This window comes from Arachnia propionica (assembly GCF_003859805.1).
GTDB classification, from domain to species: Bacteria; Actinomycetota; Actinomycetes; order Propionibacteriales; family Propionibacteriaceae; genus Arachnia; species Arachnia propionica_C.
Genome location: NZ_RQZG01000008.1, coordinates 134,069 through 149,187, shown reverse-complemented (window position 1 = coordinate 149,187; position 15,119 = coordinate 134,069). Strand labels below are relative to the sequence as shown.

The following is a 15,119-nucleotide window of genomic DNA, read 5'->3' as shown; positions in this document are numbered from 1 at the left end:
GGCAACCATGGATCTCGACGTCTCCGGCTACGACCGCTCGGCCGTGACTCCCGGCATCGTCCACATCGGGGTCGGTGGATTCCACCGGGCCCACCAGGCGGTGTTCATCGACGACGTCCTGGCACTCGGGGACCTCACCTGGGGCATCGTCGGCGTGGGACTCCTGCCCGGGGATGCCGAGACGGTTCGCCGTGCCCGTGCCCAGGACTGCCGCTACTCCCTGACCACCGTCGATCCCGACGGTCAGGAACACACCCGGGTCATCGGCAGCATCCTCGACCACCTCCACGCCCCCGAGGACACCGGGCAGATCCTGGACCTGCTGGCCTCCCCCGGGGTCAGGATCGTCTCACTGACCATCACCGAGGGCGGCTACGAACTGACCGATGCACTCCGGACGGCCGGGGAGCAACCACCACGCAGTGTCTGGGGGTTCCTGCTGGAAGGACTGCGGCGACGGCGCGAGGCAGGGCTGCCCCCCCTTCACGGTGCTGTCCTGCGACAACATCCAGGGCAACGGCGAGGCGGCGCGGCGGGCGCTCACCGGCTTCGCCCGGGGCCACGACCCCGGGATGGCCGACTGGGTGGCCGAGCACGTCGCCTTCCCCAACTCGATGGTGGACCGGATCACCCCGGTGGTGCCCCCGGAGCTCGCCGCTGACCTGTTGGCCCGGCTGGGTCTGGTCGATGCCTGGCCGGTGCGCGCGGAGACGTTCATCCACTGGGTGGTCGAGGACCACTTCCCGGCCGGACGACCACCGCTGGAGCGGGTCGGGGCGCAGCTGGTGCCCGATGTCGCACCGTTCGAGCGCATGAAACTGCGTCTGCTCAACGCCTCCCACCAGGTGATGAGCCACCTGGGCCTGCTCGCCGGTTTCACGATGGTCCACGAGACCTGCCGTGACGAGAGGTTCTCACGGTTCATCCGCCGCTACATGTTGGAGGAGGCCGTCCCGACGCTGGGAACGGTTCCGGGGACAGACCTCGAGCACTACTGCGACCAGTTGATGGAGCGGTTCCGAGGGACACACCTCGCCGACACCCTGGCCCGACAGGTGGTGGACTCATCGGACCGGATCGCGAAGTTCCTGATGCCCGTGGTCCGGGACCAGCTCGCCACGAACGGCCCGGTCGGGATCGCCGCCCTCGTGCTGACGGCCTGGCGCACCCGCATCCTCACCGTCGCCGACCTCACCGATCGGCGGGCCGAGGAGCTGCGCCGTTGGGCCGGGCGCGACGAACAGGCTCCGGGCACCTTCCTCGAGTTCAGCGAGGTCTTCGACGACCTGGGCGGTCATCCGCGGCTGCGCGAGGCCTACGTCTGCGCGCTGGCCAGCCTCACCGAGTCGGGTGCCGCAGGTGCCGTGGCGAGGCTCGCACCATGAGCACCCCGGTGCACCACGCCGTCGTCATCTCCGGGCCCGCCGGGGTCGGCAAGTCCACGCGCGATGAGGCCATCCTCCGCCGCAGCGACGGTCGTCCCCCGACCTGGGACCTTGGCCCACCGCGTGTCCCCCACCTCGCCGTCGACGCCCTGCTCCCGGTGACCGATCAGGTCACCACCGTGTTCACGGCACTCCCCGCAGCGGCGACGGAGGCACCATGACCCACGATGGTTCCGTCACGCTGAAGGACGTGGCGCAGCGTGCGGGGGTCAGCATCAAGACGGCCTCCCGGGTCCTCAACGACCACCCCAGCGTTGCACCGGAGACCCGCGCCCTGGTGGCCGCCGCCATCACGGAGCTGAACTACACCCCGGACGAGGCCGCCCGTTCCCTGCGCCTCGGGGTGGAACGGTGCGTGGGTGTGCTGGTCGATTCCATCGGGGACGTCTTCTTCGCCGAACTGGCGGCTGCGGTGGAGCGCGGTCTCGCCGAACACGGCTACACCTGCCTGATCGTCTCCAGCAACCGGGAACGGGTCAGGGAGCTCGACGCCGTCCAGATGTTCATCGCACGACGATGCGCCGGGATGATCGTCGCACCACTGGCCGCGGACTCCCTGGCCTCCGCTGAACTGCGTCGCACCCCGCTGGTCTTCGTCGACCGGATCGGTGAGGTGCCGACGGCCCTGTCCGTCGTGGTCGACGACGTGGCCCTGAGCCGTCGGGCGACCGAACACCTCATCGCGCACGGCCACTCCCGGATCGCGGTCATCAGTGACACCCCGGCGATGGAGACCACCCGGCTCCGTCAGCACGGATATCGGCAGGCCATGGCCGAACACGGCCTGGTCGTGGACGAGGACCTCATCTGCTGTGACCTGCCCCAGGCGGCCGACGTCCCACCCGCACTCACCCGTCTGCTGCAACTGCCCGCGCCCCCGACGGCGATCATCTCCACCAACTCACGGCTGACCCTGGGCGTGGTCCCGGTGCTGCACCAGTTCCACCGCACCGACATCGCCGTGATCTCCTACGGCGACTTCCCCCTGGCCGGGAGCCTCTCCCCCGCCATCACCGTGATCGACCACAGTGCCACCGCCATCGGCGAGGCCGCCGTGGCCGCGCTCCTGCCCCGCATGCAGGGTCTGACACCGCGAGGCGGCGGCATCCAGCACGTCCCGTGTCGTCTGATCCCCCGGGGATCGGGCGAACTGTCCCCCGCCCTCACGTCGGATCAAGGAGGATCATGACCAGTACAGCAACCGAACCGGTTCTACGAGGCCCTGGGGATCGTGCGGACGTTCGGCAACGTCGCCGCCCTGCAGAGGGCCGACTTCGACGTCCGCCCCGGGGAGGTCTCCGCCCTCATCGGTGACAACGGGGCGGGCAAGTCCACCCTGGTGCGCATCCTGGCAGGTGCCGATGCGCCCGATGCGGGAACCCTCCTCTTCGAGGGGCTCCCCATCACCCTCGCGAACCCGACCCAGGCGCGGGAGCGCGGTGTCGAGACCGTCTTCCAGGATCTCGCCCTGGCCAATCACCTGAATCCCGTCGAGAACATGTTCCTCGGCCGGGAGGTGATGCGACGCGGCTGGCTCGGACGTCTCGGTTTCATGCAGCGCTCCGTCATGCGACAGCAGGGAATCGAGGCCTTCGAGGATCTGGGCGCGACGGTCCGGGACTTCGGGAAACCCGTCGCCGGGATGTCCGGCGGACAGCGCCAGGCCATCGCGGTGGCCCGCGCCGCCGCGTGGGCCAGCAAGGTGATCTTCCTCGACGAACCGACCGCGGCTCTCGGGGTGGTGCAGACCAAGGGAGTTCTCGACCTCATCCGTCGGATCCGTGACAAGGGGGTCGGGGTCGTCCTCATCAGTCATTCGATGCCGGAGGTCCTGGTCCGCAGCATCGGTTTCGGCAGGGTGCTGGGCGTACCGGTGCTGGTCATCATCGCCGCCGTCGTCGTCACCGTCGGCATCGTGCTGCTACGACACACCCGGTTCGGTCTCCACACCGAGGCCATCGGCTCCAACCCGGAGGCAGGACGTCGCGTCGGCATCAACGTCGATCGGCAACTCATCAAGGTCTACATGTTCGCCGGTTTCCTGGCAGGGGTGGCCGGACTGTTGAACCTGGCCTTCTACCGTTCCACCACGATCGCCGGTCACAGCCTCACCAATCTCGATGTCATCGCAGGTGTGGTGATCGGCGGTACCAGCCTCTTCGGCGGCTTCGGGACCGTCTTCGGCACCGTGATCGGTCTGCTGATCCCTGCCACCCTCCGCAACGGCTTCGTCATCCTGGGCGTGCAGCCGTACTGGCAGCAGGTGGTGGTCGGCGCCTTCCTGGTCGCTGCGGTCTACCTCGGCCAGCAGCGACGCGCCGCCGCGAGTCGCGGTCAGGACCAGCGGGGCCTGCTCGCAAGGCTCCTGTCAACCAACCGAAAGGAAAAGTGAGATGCGCAGGAACAGAGTCGTTCTCGTCAGCGCGGCGCTGCTCGTGGCCACCGGCATGGCGGCCTGCACGACCGGGAACCAGAGTGGTGCGGGCAACTCCGGCGACGGTACGGGCTCCGGTGGAGGAAGGCCCACCATCACCTTCATCCAGGGGTGATCGGTGACAACTTCTACATCTCCATGGAGTGTGGGGTCAGGGATACCGCTGCCGAGCTCGGGGCCGAGGTCTCGGTCCAGGGTCCGCAGAAATGGGACCCGGCGCTGCAGCAACCCATCGTGGCCTCCGTGGCCGCCACCAGACCATCGGCCATCCTCATCGCACCCAACGACGTCAGCGCCCTCCAACGTCCGCTGGAGGAGGCCGCGAAGGACTCCAAGGTGGTGCTGGTGGACACCACGGTGGAGGACCCGTCGTTCGCGGTCTCCGAGATCGCATCCGACAACATCGGCGGTGGGGCCGCGGCGTTCACGGCCATCCAACAGCTCGTCCCGGGAGGCGGGAAGGTGCTGGTGATCGACAACCAGCCGGGCATCTCCACCAGTGACGACCGGGTCAAGGGCTTCGAGGAGGCCGCGGCGAAGGACGGCACGTACGAGTACGTCGGGGTGCAGTACGCGAAGAACCAGCCCGCTGAGGCCGCGAACATCGTGACCGCGACACTGCAGAAGCACCCGGATCTCAAGGCCGTGTTCGCCACGAACCTGTTCAGCGCCGAGGTGCCGCGACCGGTATCGAGCAGGCCGGGGTGAAGGGGCAGGTCCAGGTCGTCGGCTTCGACGCGGGTCCGGTCCAGGTGGAGGCCCTCAGGGACGGCACGCTCCAGGCGATCATCGCCCAGCAGCCGTACGACATCGGACAGCAGGGTGTCCGGCAGGCGCTCGCCGCGATCAAGGGGGAGGCGACCGAGAAGAAGATCCAGACGGGCTTCACCATCATCACCCCGGAGACCCTGGAGACGGAGGAGGGCCAGCAGGCCCTGTACGCCTCCGAGTGTTCGTGAGCGATGCCATGTCCCACCTGGTGGCCGGTGTCGATCTCGGCAGCACCTTCCTGAAGATGGTCGTCGAGGACGAGGACGCCCACCCCGTGGCCGAGACCCGGGTCCCGACCCCGTGGCGCACGGGGGGCCGGGGCAGGACCGACCTCCATCCCGAGGACCTCGGGAACGCCGTCGCCGAGCTGTTCCGCCAGGCGGCGGAGCTGCTTCCCGACGATGCCCACGTGGCGGCCATCGCGTTGGCCGGCATGGGTGAGACGGGATTCGTCATGGCGAAGGGGCGGCCCCGGACACCGGGAATGGCATGGTTCGATCCACGTGGTGCGCAGCAGGTGGCGGAACTGCCCCGCACACTCCGCGAGGAGTGTGCGGGACACACGGGGCTCCCGTGGGGGGTGCAGGTCACGGCGGCGAAGCTCGCCTGGCTGCGCGACCACGACATCTCACCGGCCGGAACCACCTGGGCCTCGCTGCCGGAGTGGGTGGCCACCCGACTCGGGTGTCCCCTCGTGGCGGAACCGTCGCTCATCGCCCGGACCGGGCTCATCGATCAGGGAACCGGGGCTCCGTGGGCGGAACTCCTCACCTGGCTGGGGCTCACCCCGGCGTTCATCCCACCGCGGCTGGTGGCGGGGGAACTGCTCGGGGTGACCCGGAGCTCCTGGCTCCCTCCTTGTTTCCATGACGCCCGGGTCACCGTCGCCGGTCACGACCATCTGGTCGCTGCGGCCGGTCTCGGGCTGGAGCCCGACACCTGGTTGGTCTCGTTCGGCACCGCCGAGGTGCTGCTCCGGGTCCTGGAGAGCCCCCTCGACTTCCGGGCCAGGCAGCACCTGGGGAGGGCGCTGATCAACTGCGTGCCCCATGTGCTGCCGGGCCGGAGCGTTCTCGTCGCCGGGGTCAAGAGCGGGCTCCTGCTGCGACGGGTGCTGCAGCTGATCGGGATCACCGATGCCGCAGGCCGGGAACGGCTTGACCGGGCGGTGCTCGAGCTGGACGGGTCCGGACTCCCGACCGGGGCCGTGGAGATCTCCGGGGCCCGCAACGACGACGGTGAGTTGCACATCCGGATCGTGAGCGACGGCGTGACCCCGCAGGAGCTCTTCCTGGCCACCCTGGAGCACGGCAACGACGAGATCCGGCGTCTGCTGGGGATCATCCACGAGAAGCTGCCCCCGGCGGTGGCGTCCCGACTCTCCGGCGGCTGGACCGACATGGGATGTGTCGTTCGCGCCCGGTCCGAGGTGCTGCCGGGACTCACCGTCTCGCCGCACCGGCAGGGAACCGCCAATGGAGCGGCAGCGTTCGCACGTCGTCTGATCACCACATGAACCTGTGAGGAATCGAGGATGAATCAACTGACCACACTCGAGCGTCGCGCACTGCAGCGGATCAGCACCCCGGGACGAGGGGTGTTGATCGTCGCCGCCGATCAGCGCACCAGCATGAAGGCGGTGATGGGCGATGCCGGGGCCGTCACCACGGAGCAGTTGCGGGATGCGAAGGGGGATCTGGCCCGTCTCCTGGGGGCCGCGGCCCCGGCCATCCTGCTGGATGCGGAGGTGGCCCTGCCCTGGGTGATCGATGAGGGGGCACCTGGGACGGGCCACCGCCCTGGTCGTGGGGATGGACGCCTCAGGACACGACGTGGTCGACGGTCTGCGGTACGCCCGCTGCGTGCCAGGGGCCACACCGGAGCACGTCCGTCGGCTGGGTGCGGATGCGGCGAAGATGCTGTTCCACCTGCGGCCGGACCGGCAGGGTCTGGACTCGCCGGTGGCGCAGGAGGTCCGGGATCTGGTGGAACGATGTGAGGCGGTAGGGCTGCTGCTCATCGTCGAGATCCTCACCTACCGGCTGGACGGCGAGTCCCCCGAGGAGTACGCGGCGGTCTTCCCCGGGTTGATCGAACAGGCGGCGGCCTTCGCCGTCGCCTGCGGGGCGAAGATGCTCAAGCTGCCCTACCCGGGGTCGGCGGCGGGATGTGACGCGGTGACCAGGGCAGCGGCCGAGGTGCCGTGGGCGGTGCTGTCCGCCGGGGTGGACCACGAGACCTTCGTCACGCAGGTCGGCACGGCGGTTCGGCACGGGGCGGCCGGGGCCATGGCTGGACGCTCGTTGTGGAAGGACGCCCTGTCGTCGGACCCGCAGCAGCGCAGGGAGAAGTTGCGCACCGTCGCGGTCCCTCGGCTGCGCGAGCTGCAGCGCATCATCGACCTGGGCTGAGCGTTCCACAGGCGCTCCACAGGGTCTTCGGTTTTTCTCCTCAGGTTTCCCGGGGCATCATGGGTGGGCCGAAGGAAAGGAACGAGCGTGCTTTTGGAGACCGGAGCCGAGCTGACGGGGATCGCAGCGTGGGCCGTGGGCATCATGGAGATGCTGGGTGGCTTCGGTGCCGCCCTGCTCATCGCGCTGGAGAACCTGTTTCCCCCCCTGCCCTCGGAGGTGATCCTGCCGCTCGCCGGTTTCTCGGCCGGGACGGGGCAGGCGGGGCTGACCCTGTGGAGCGCCATCATCTGGTGCACCGGTGGTTCTCTGGTCGGCGCCTGGGCCCTCTACGGGCTCGGCTGGTGGTTGGGTCCGGAACGCACCCGGGCCATCCTCGGCAAACTGCCGCTGGTCAACACCGAGGACATCGACAAGACCGAGGCCTTCTTCCATCGGCGTGGCAGCCTGACGGTGTTCTTCGGCCGCATGGTGCCGATCTTCCGGTCCCTGATCTCGATCCCGGCCGGGGTGACCCACATGAACTTCCTGCGGTTCACCCTGCTGACCACGGCCGGTGCCGCGATCTGGAACACCGTCCTCATCACCGCCGGGTACATGCTGGGATCGAACTGGCACGTCGCGGAGGACTACGTCAACCTCTTCTCGAAGATCGTCCTCGTCGCCTGTGCCGTCGCCCTGGTGGTGTGGGTGGTGCTGCGGCTGCGCTCCCGCAGGCGCTCCGCCGAGGCCGCCTGATTCCCATTCGTGTCGGTGAGGTGACGTCACGATGTCGTTCCTGTCAGGATGAACCCTGACCCGACAGGCGAGGTCCCAGCAGGCGAGGAGCGACGTGACCACAACTGTTCTCGATGTGATCCAGGCCTTCGACGACGCAGCGTCGAACAGTGAACGGGGCACCCGGTTCGAAGAACTCATGGTGAGCTACTTCGAACACGATCCCCTGCTCCGTGACACCTACGAGAACGTCTCCCGGTGGAATGACTGGGCCCACCGGGCGGGGACGGCCGATGTCGGTATCGATCTGGTGGCGCAGCACCGTGCCACCGGGGAGTGGACCGCCATCCAGTGCAAGTTCTACTCCCGCGCTCAGGTGCTGCAGAAGAAGGACATCGACTCCTTCTTCACGGCCTCCGGGAAACGTTGGGACGGGGTGGGGTTCTCCAACCGGATCATCATCTCCACCACTGATCTCTGGTCCAGGCACGCCGAGGAAGCCCTCTCGGACCAGCAGATCCCGGTCACTCGCATCGGGCTCGAACAGCTGCAGTCCTCTCCCATCGACTGGGTGTTCGCCGACCGAGCCCGAATCACCGTCGATCTCAGGCCTGCTCGTCGTTACCGCACCCGCCCTCACCAGGACCTGGCCATCACGAAGATCCTCGCTGGCTTCGCCGAGCATGATCGGGGCCAGTGGATCAGCGCCTGCGGCACCGGCAAGACCTTCACCTCCCTGAAGCTGGCCGAGCAGCTGGCCGAGGCGGAGGGCGGCAGCCTGCGGGTACTCTTCCTGGCCCCTTCGATCCAACTCGTGGCCCAGACCCTCAGGGAGTGGTCCGCCCAGGCTGAACTCGATCTTCGCGCCACGGTGGTGTGCTCGGACACGAAGGCCTCCCGTGCCGCGGAGGACATCGCACTGCACGACCTGCCACTGCCCGCCACCACCGACCCCACCGAGCTGCACCGTCGTCTGACGGCTGGCCGTCGTGGTGCCGGTTTGACGGTGACCTTCTCCACGTACCAGTCAGCTGCCGTGGTTTCCAAGGCCCAGGATCTGGGTGCCCCTGAGTTCGACCTGATCCTGTGTGATGAGGCTCACCGCACAACCGGTGTCACGTTGGCGGGCACGACGGAATCGGACTTCGTGCGGGTTCATGACCCCCAGTACCTGAAGGGCAGGCGTCGCCTGTACATGACCGCCACCCCACGCCTGTTCAGCGACGCCGTCAAGGACAGGGCCGAGGCCCACTCCGCCGAGCTGACCTCGATGGATGACCACACCCGGTTCGGCCCGGTGTTCCATCGGCTGGGTTTCGGTGAGGCCGTGGAACAGGACCTGCTGACCGATTACAAGGTGTTGGTGCTCGTGGTCTCCGAGGAGCAGATGGCCGCCCCCATGCAGCAGATGCAGGCCGGGCAGGAACTGGAGATCCCGCTCGATGACGCGGCCCGGATCATGGGGTGCTGGAACTCGCTGGCGAAGCGTTCCGCGACCGGTGATCCCAGCTCCTCCTTCCCGCCGGACGCCACGCCCATGAAACGGGCCGTCGCCTTCCTGGAGAACATCCGTTCCAGCCAGCAGGTGGCGAGGGTCTTCGACGACGTGGTGACCGCCACCGCCGGGGCTGAAGAAGCACGTCTGCTGAGCTGCCAGGCCCGGCACGTCGATGGGACCATGAACGCGCTGGTCCGCGCGAGGGAACTGGGCTGGCTCAAGGCTGATGTCCCCGATGGTGAGTGCCGCATCCTGACCAATGCCCGCTGCCTGTCCGAGGGGGTGGATGTTCCCGCCCTGGATGCGGTGATGTTCCTCAGTCCTCGCAGCTCGGCCGTGGACGTCGTGCAGTCCGTCGGACGGGTGATGCGCAAGGCCCCCGGCAAGGAGTTCGGCTACATCATCCTGCCGGTCGCGGTGCCTGCAGGGGTGGCCCCGGAACAGGCCTTGAGCGACAACAAACGGTTCAAGGTGGTCTGGGAGGTGCTCAACGCGCTGCGCGCCCATGACGACCGGTTCGAGTCGGTGATCCAGTCCATCGAACTGAACGGCGGGAAGGACCCTTCCGGCACTGTGATCGTCGACACCTCGGGGGCGGCCTCCGGGGCGGCTCAGCTCCCGCTGTTCGCCCTGGAGCAGTGGCGCGACGCCATCTACTCCCGGATCGTGAGCCGCGTCGGGTCCCGGGAGTACTGGGACCGGTGGGCCGCCGACGTGGCCGAGATGTCAGCCGCCCAGGTGGCCCGTATCAATGCGTTGCTGGCTCAGGCGGATGAGGAGGTCACCGCTCGGTTCGAGCAGTTCCTCGCAGGTCTTCGTGGCAACCTCAACGACTCGATCACCCGGGATGACGCCGTCTCGATGCTGAGCCAGCACCTCATCACAGCACCGGTCTTCGATGCGCTGTTCGGCGGGTCCGGTTTCGCCCAGTCGAACCCGGTGAGCATCGGGATGCAGGCCATGCTCGATGTCCTGGAAGGGCAGGGTCTGGAGGCGGAGACCAAGCACCTGGAGCGGTTCTACCGGTCGGTGCGGACCCGGGCCGCAGCGGTCACCGATGCCGCTGGCAGGCAGACCGTGATCCACGACCTGTACGAGAAGTTCTTCAAGAACGCCTTCCCGAAGCAGGCCGAGTCCTTGGGCGTGGTCTACACCCCCGTCGAGGTGGTGGACTTCATCCTGCGTGCTGCCGACGAACTGAGCCGTCGCCACTTCGGGCAGGGTCTCAGCGATGAGGGGGTCCAGGTCCTCGATCCGTTCACCGGGACGGGGACCTTCATCGTGCGGCTGCTGGAATCGGGGATCATCGCGCCAGAGGACCTGCCCCGCAAGTACGGGGCGACGGATGCCGCGCACGAGCTGTGGTGCAACGAGCTGATGCTGTTGGCCTACTACATCGCCTGCGTGAACATCGAGAGCACCTACGAGTCCATCACCGGGGAGCAGAGCTATGTCCCATTCCCCGGGGCCACCCTCACCGACACCTTCCAGATCAGTGAGACCGGTGATCGCGCGGACACCTCGCTGCTGCCTGCCAACAATGAGCGCATCACCAGGCAGCTGCAGACCCCGATCCAGGTGATCGTCGGCAACCCACCCTATTCGGTGGGCCAGGGCAGCGCCAACGACAACAACGCCAACCTCAGGTACCCGAGCCTGGACGGCAGGATTCGCGACACCTATGCGGCGCGCTCGAGCGCCACGAACAAGAACAACCTCTACGACTCCTACATCCGGGCCTACCGATGGGCCACCGACCGGCTGGCCGAGCGCGGCATCATGGCCTTCGTCTCCAACGGCGGCTGGCTGGACGGCAACACCGCCGACGGGATGCGGCTGTCCCTGGCCGAGGAGTTCTCCGAGCTGTGGGTGTTCAACCTGCGGGGCAACCAGCGCACCGCTGGTGAGCTGTCCCGCAAGGAGGGCGGAAAGATCTTCGGTTCCGGCAGTCGCAACACCGTCGCCATCGTGCTCGGTGTGAAGAAAACGGCAAACCCCCCCCCCCCCCCCCCCCCCCCGACCATTCACTACCGCGACATCGGCGACTTCCTCTCCCGGGAGGAGAAACTGGCGCTCCTGGCCGAGGCCACCCTGGACGACGAGGGCTGGGAACAGATCACCCCGAATGCGCACGGCGACTGGCTCAACCAGCGCGACGACCTGTTCAGTTCCTTCATGCCGATCGGCTCGAAGAGCGGAGAACCAGCCATCTTCAAGCTCCATTCCCGAGGACTCGCGACAAGCCGCGACACATGGTGCTACAACTTCAGCCAGCCCGGACTCGAGGACAACATGTCCCGGATGATCGCGGCCTACAACGCCTGTCTCGGCGCGGAGGCTGATTCCGATCCGTCAAGGATCTCCTGGAGCCGAGGCCTGCTCAAGGATCATCAGCGTGGTGTGCGCCACAGCTTTGACCCCGCCGCTCTGCGGCTGTCCAGCTATCGCCCCTTCACGAAACAGCACAGCTACTTCAGCCGCTCCATGAACGACATGGTCTACCGGATGCACTCGATCTTCCCGGCCCCCGATGTCCCCAACATCGGGTTCCAGGTCATCTCCCCACATGCCCAAGCTCACTTCTCAGTGCTGGCAGCAGAGGATCTGGTGGATTGCGCGACCTTTGTCATCACTTCCCAGTTCTTCCCGCGATGGACCTACGAGCCGGGACCGAAGCGCGCGGAATCAGAGATGCTGTTCAACCTGGATGCCGACCTGGTGGGCGGGTACCGCCGCATCGACAACATCACCGATGAGGCCCTGGCCCACTTCCAGCAGGCCTTCGGCGCGGTGACCAAGGATGACATCTTCGCTTACGTCTACGCCGTGCTGCACTCGCCGCAGTACCGGGAACGCTTCGCAGCCGACCTGAGGAAGATGCTGCCCCGCATCCCGCTCGCCGCCAGCGGGGACGACTTTCACGCCTTCGCCGCAACCGGGCAGGAGCTGCTGGAGCTCCACATCGGCTACGAGGAGGTGGACCCGTACCCGCTGGAGGAGACGATCTCCGCCCGGGCCGGGCTGGATGCCTACGAGCTGTTCGCCGTGACGACGACGAAGATGAAATTTGCCTCGAAGACTGACCGGAGCACGCTCATCTACAACTCCCATGTCAGGCTGGGCGGCATCCCTGGGGAGGTCTTCGCCTACCAACTGGGCAGTCGCTCGGCGCTGGAGTGGGTGATGGATCGTTACGTGGTGAAGACCGACAAGTCCTCGGGCATCGTCAACGACCCCAACGACTGGTGCCGGGAACAGCGCAACCCGCGCTACGTCATCGACCTGCTGAAACGGGTGGTGACCCTCTCCCTGGAGACCAACCGGATCATCGGCCAGTTACCCTCTCTTGCCCTCGAGGGACGCTGACGTTTCATCCACCAGCCACCGAAGGTCTTGCCCAGGTGCGTCCTGCGTGACAACGGCGCGAGGTTGCCCCACCGGGTCAGGCCCGGGGTGTGGTCGTCGTGGGGAATGGTGTGGTCGATGTCGCAGCGCCGGGACGTGCTGGCCGCGTAGGGGAACATGTCGGTGGGCATCAGTGCGGTCACCGCCGTCCACAACGCCACCGACGGGTCGTGCCCATCCTGCGGTGGGAGCCGCCACGGGTCGATCACCGGACGCACCGTCACCCGCGTGTCCTTCAGGAACTCCGGCAACCGGTTGCTCAGCACCGCACCCCAGTGCTCGATCTCCGCGACCCCACACGCCTCACCCTCACCGGTCAGCACCGGATCATCAGCATCGATGTGGACGATCACCGTGGCAGCGGGCAGGGTGTCCTGCCCGGCGGCCTGCCGCGCGAGGACACCCAACGCGGCGGCGCGTCGCTGCCTCAAGGTTCCCGCCTCCTCGGGGATGGTCCCGGCCACACTGGTCAATGCGTGGTCCAGATCCACGGCATCGCGCGCGGCCAGACGACCCGACAGGGCACAGTGGCCATCCTGGATCCCGCTGACCCACACGTGCCGATCCTCCCGCGCCACGGCCTCCCGTTCTGCAGCCGCAGCCGGGTCGGCCTGCACCACCCCATCGGGGAAGGTGTCTGCGGACCTGCTGCCACGACGACGTGCGCAACGCGATGCTGAGCTGGTGGTCCAACCAGCGGGATCCCTCGGCACCCAATCCCGAGACACCGGGGTGGTGGATCGCCTCGGTGAGCTGCCACCACCGCACCTCACCGGCCAGGAAGGCATCCCACGACGACGGGAACCGGTCCCTGACGGTGACCACATCGGCGATCCGGCAGATCGCCGCCCTGGGGCTGATGCCGAGGATCGCTCCGACCTCGAGGGCGAGGAACTCCCCCACACCGGACGAGCCATCCACATGAGCCGACAGGCATTCCTCGAATGCCTCGAACACTGCTGCCTGGTCCACCCGGTACAGCTCCACCACCCGGGCGATCGCGATCACCTGCGCCACCTCCACCGCACGCAACTGCGCCTCGGTGTCGGCCAGGACGTCGAAGGCCTCAGCGACAGTGACGGGAAGGGGGGTGGTCATGCCCCCATTATAATCGATGAGAGATTCGAGAACAAGGGGTATTCGAGAACAATCCTGAAAAAATTTCGTGCGCCATGAGGGCTGGATCAGCGCTGTGATTGCTCCCGGACGGTGGGCGAGGTCCGCGGGTCCCCGACCCGACTCGGGGGGCTGCGTCGTGGCGTTACCCCGCCCCAGGGTCTAAGCTGGCCACACATCGATCAAAGGGGTTCGCATGTCACCGATCACCACAGCCCTCCACCCACTGCACGTGGAGCTCGGGGCTCGTCTGGTGGACTTCGCCGGGTGGGAGCTACCGGTCAGCTACAGCGGCGTCATCGCCGAACACCAGCACACCCGACAGGCCGCGTCGCTGTTCGACGTCAGCCACATGGGTCAGGTGTGGCTGCGCCCCACCTCCGGGAACCTGGCCGAGGTCGCCACCGCTCTGGAACGACTCACCCCGGCGAGCGTGCTGGGGCTGAAGACCTGGCGGCAACGCTACGGGCTGTTCACCGATGACAACGGCGGCGTGCTGGACGACTTCATGTTCGCCAACCACGAGGACCGATTCCACGTGGTGGTCAACGCCGCCCGCACCGAGCACGATCTCGCCCTGCTGCGCACCCTGCCCGGGATCGAGGTCGAGCACCTCACGGATCGTGCCCTGCTGGCACTGCAGGGGCCACGCGCCGAGCAGGCACTCGCCACCCTGGTTCCCCAGGCGACGGAGCTGGTGTTCATGGATTCCCTCCCCCTCACCTGGAACGGTGTGGAGCTGTGGGTCAGCCGTTCCGGCTACACCGGCGAGGACGGTTTCGAGATCTCCGTCCCCGACGATCATGCCATCCCCCTGGCCCGCGCGTTGCTGGCCCTGGACTGGGTGGCACCCGCCGGGCTCGGGGCCCGTGACTCGTTGCGCCTGGAGGCCGGGATGCCGTTGTACGGACACGAACTCGCACCGGAGATCACCCCGGTCCAGGCCGGTCTCGGGTGGGCCATCCCGAAGGTACGCCGATCAGATGGCTCCCGGGCGGGCGGTTACCCCGGCTCCGAGGTGATCCTGGCCGAGCTCGCCGACGGCCCGACGCGACTCCGGGTCGGGCTTCGCCCTGAGGGGCGGGCCGTGGTGCGCGAGGGCACCCCGGTCTTCCCGGACACCGAGGCGACGACACCGATCGCCCAGATCACCTCCGGCGGTTTCGGTCCGAGCGTCGGCGGCCCGGTCGCCATGGCGATGCTGCCCACGAGGTACGCTCCCGGGCAGGTGGTCCACGCGGAGGTCCGAGGACGACGCATCCCGATGACCGTCACCGATCTGCCGTTGATCCCCCATTCCTACAAACGCTGAGGTTGAAGGA

At 67.6% G+C, this 15,119-nt stretch carries 14 protein-coding genes and 1 pseudogene; 14 read left to right on the top strand and 1 reads right to left on the bottom strand.

The window, feature by feature from the left end:
- Positions 1-7 precede the first annotated feature (7 nt).
- From EII34_RS16815 to EII34_RS08550, 12 genes and pseudogenes are all read left to right on the top strand, one after another.
- Positions 8-424, top strand: a pseudogene (locus tag EII34_RS16815) (mannitol dehydrogenase family protein); the annotation flags it as partial.
- 64 nt (positions 425-488) lie between these two features.
- A complete protein-coding gene (locus tag EII34_RS16280) occupies positions 489-1,385 on the top strand; it encodes a mannitol dehydrogenase family protein (RefSeq protein ID WP_395858081.1) in 897 nt (298 codons plus the stop codon).
- Entirely contained in the window at positions 1,382-1,606 is a 225-nt protein-coding gene (locus tag EII34_RS08585; protein WP_124844746.1) for a hypothetical protein, read from the top strand. Before EII34_RS16280 ends, EII34_RS08585 begins: the two co-directional genes overlap by 4 nt.
- The gene (locus EII34_RS08580; RefSeq protein WP_124844745.1) at positions 1,603-2,634 is read left to right on the top strand and encodes a LacI family DNA-binding transcriptional regulator; all 1,032 of its coding nucleotides are present in this window, start codon (positions 1,603-1,605) and stop codon (positions 2,632-2,634) included. Before EII34_RS08585 ends, EII34_RS08580 begins: the two co-directional genes overlap by 4 nt.
- A gap of 42 nt (positions 2,635-2,676) precedes the next feature.
- Positions 2,677-3,837 carry an ATP-binding cassette domain-containing protein gene (locus tag EII34_RS16525; RefSeq protein ID WP_260425099.1) on the top strand — a complete coding sequence of 387 codons (1,161 nt, stop codon included), beginning with the start codon at positions 2,677-2,679 and terminating at the stop codon, positions 3,835-3,837.
- 1 nt (position 3,838) lies between these two features.
- The gene (locus EII34_RS16270) at positions 3,839-3,994 is read left to right on the top strand and encodes a hypothetical protein (protein ID WP_221620243.1); all 156 of its coding nucleotides are present in this window, start codon (positions 3,839-3,841) and stop codon (positions 3,992-3,994) included.
- On the top strand, positions 3,991-4,587 hold the full coding sequence (locus EII34_RS16265; protein WP_221620242.1) for a substrate-binding domain-containing protein: 597 nt from the start codon (positions 3,991-3,993) through the stop codon (positions 4,585-4,587). The genes EII34_RS16270 and EII34_RS16265 overlap by 4 nt, the downstream gene beginning before the upstream one ends.
- A complete protein-coding gene (locus EII34_RS16260) occupies positions 4,584-4,838 on the top strand; it encodes a substrate-binding domain-containing protein (protein WP_221620241.1) in 255 nt (84 codons plus the stop codon). The genes EII34_RS16265 and EII34_RS16260 overlap by 4 nt, the downstream gene beginning before the upstream one ends.
- An 8-nt stretch (positions 4,839-4,846) precedes the next feature.
- A complete protein-coding gene (locus EII34_RS08565; protein WP_124844743.1) occupies positions 4,847-6,166 on the top strand; it encodes an FGGY family carbohydrate kinase in 1,320 nt (439 codons plus the stop codon).
- A 253-nt stretch (positions 6,167-6,419) separates the two neighbouring features.
- Positions 6,420-7,061, top strand: a complete 642-nt coding sequence (locus tag EII34_RS08560) for a hypothetical protein (protein WP_221620240.1) — start codon at positions 6,420-6,422, stop codon at positions 7,059-7,061.
- A gap of 87 nt (positions 7,062-7,148) precedes the next feature.
- A complete protein-coding gene (locus tag EII34_RS08555; RefSeq protein WP_260425098.1) occupies positions 7,149-7,799 on the top strand; it encodes a DedA family protein in 651 nt (216 codons plus the stop codon).
- A gap of 94 nt (positions 7,800-7,893) precedes the next feature.
- Positions 7,894-12,642, top strand: coding sequence for a DEAD/DEAH box helicase (locus tag EII34_RS08550; protein WP_260425097.1), 4,749 nt, complete (start codon positions 7,894-7,896; stop codon positions 12,640-12,642).
- On the opposite strand, the gene EII34_RS08545 is transcribed toward EII34_RS08550, so the two are convergent.
- Positions 12,546-13,298: a DUF222 domain-containing protein gene (locus EII34_RS08545; RefSeq protein ID WP_185711250.1), complete on the bottom strand. Its 753-nt coding sequence runs from the start codon at positions 13,296-13,298 to the stop codon at positions 12,546-12,548. The two genes, EII34_RS08550 and EII34_RS08545, sit on opposite strands and share 97 nt — an antisense overlap.
- A gap of 16 nt (positions 13,299-13,314) precedes the next feature.
- Here EII34_RS08545 and EII34_RS15945 point away from each other — a divergent pair, with 16 nt between their 5' ends.
- Together EII34_RS15945 and gcvT are read left to right on the top strand one after the other, a co-directional pair.
- Positions 13,315-13,857, top strand: coding sequence for a hypothetical protein (locus EII34_RS15945; RefSeq protein ID WP_185711249.1), 543 nt, complete (start codon positions 13,315-13,317; stop codon positions 13,855-13,857).
- Between the two features lie 136 nt (positions 13,858-13,993).
- On the top strand, positions 13,994-15,109 hold the full coding sequence (gene gcvT / locus EII34_RS08540; RefSeq protein WP_124844741.1) for a glycine cleavage system aminomethyltransferase GcvT: 1,116 nt from the start codon (positions 13,994-13,996) through the stop codon (positions 15,107-15,109).
- Positions 15,110-15,119 lie beyond the last annotated feature (10 nt).

Excerpts from the sequence above, each read along its gene's own strand:
- EII34_RS16270 (WP_221620243.1), top strand. The coding sequence starts at position 3,839 with ATGCGCAGGAACAGAGTCGTTCTCGTCAGCGCGGCGCTGCTCGTGGCC.
- EII34_RS08585 (WP_124844746.1), top strand. The coding sequence starts at position 1,382 with ATGAGCACCCCGGTGCACCACGCCGTCGTCATCTCCGGGCCCGCCGGG.
- EII34_RS08580 (WP_124844745.1), top strand. The coding sequence starts at position 1,603 with ATGACCCACGATGGTTCCGTCACGCTGAAGGACGTGGCGCAGCGTGCG.
- gcvT (WP_124844741.1), top strand. The coding sequence starts at position 13,994 with ATGTCACCGATCACCACAGCCCTCCACCCACTGCACGTGGAGCTCGGG.
- EII34_RS08560 (WP_221620240.1), top strand. The coding sequence starts at position 6,420 with ATGAGGGGGCACCTGGGACGGGCCACCGCCCTGGTCGTGGGGATGGAC.
- EII34_RS08565 (WP_124844743.1), top strand. The coding sequence starts at position 4,847 with ATGTCCCACCTGGTGGCCGGTGTCGATCTCGGCAGCACCTTCCTGAAG.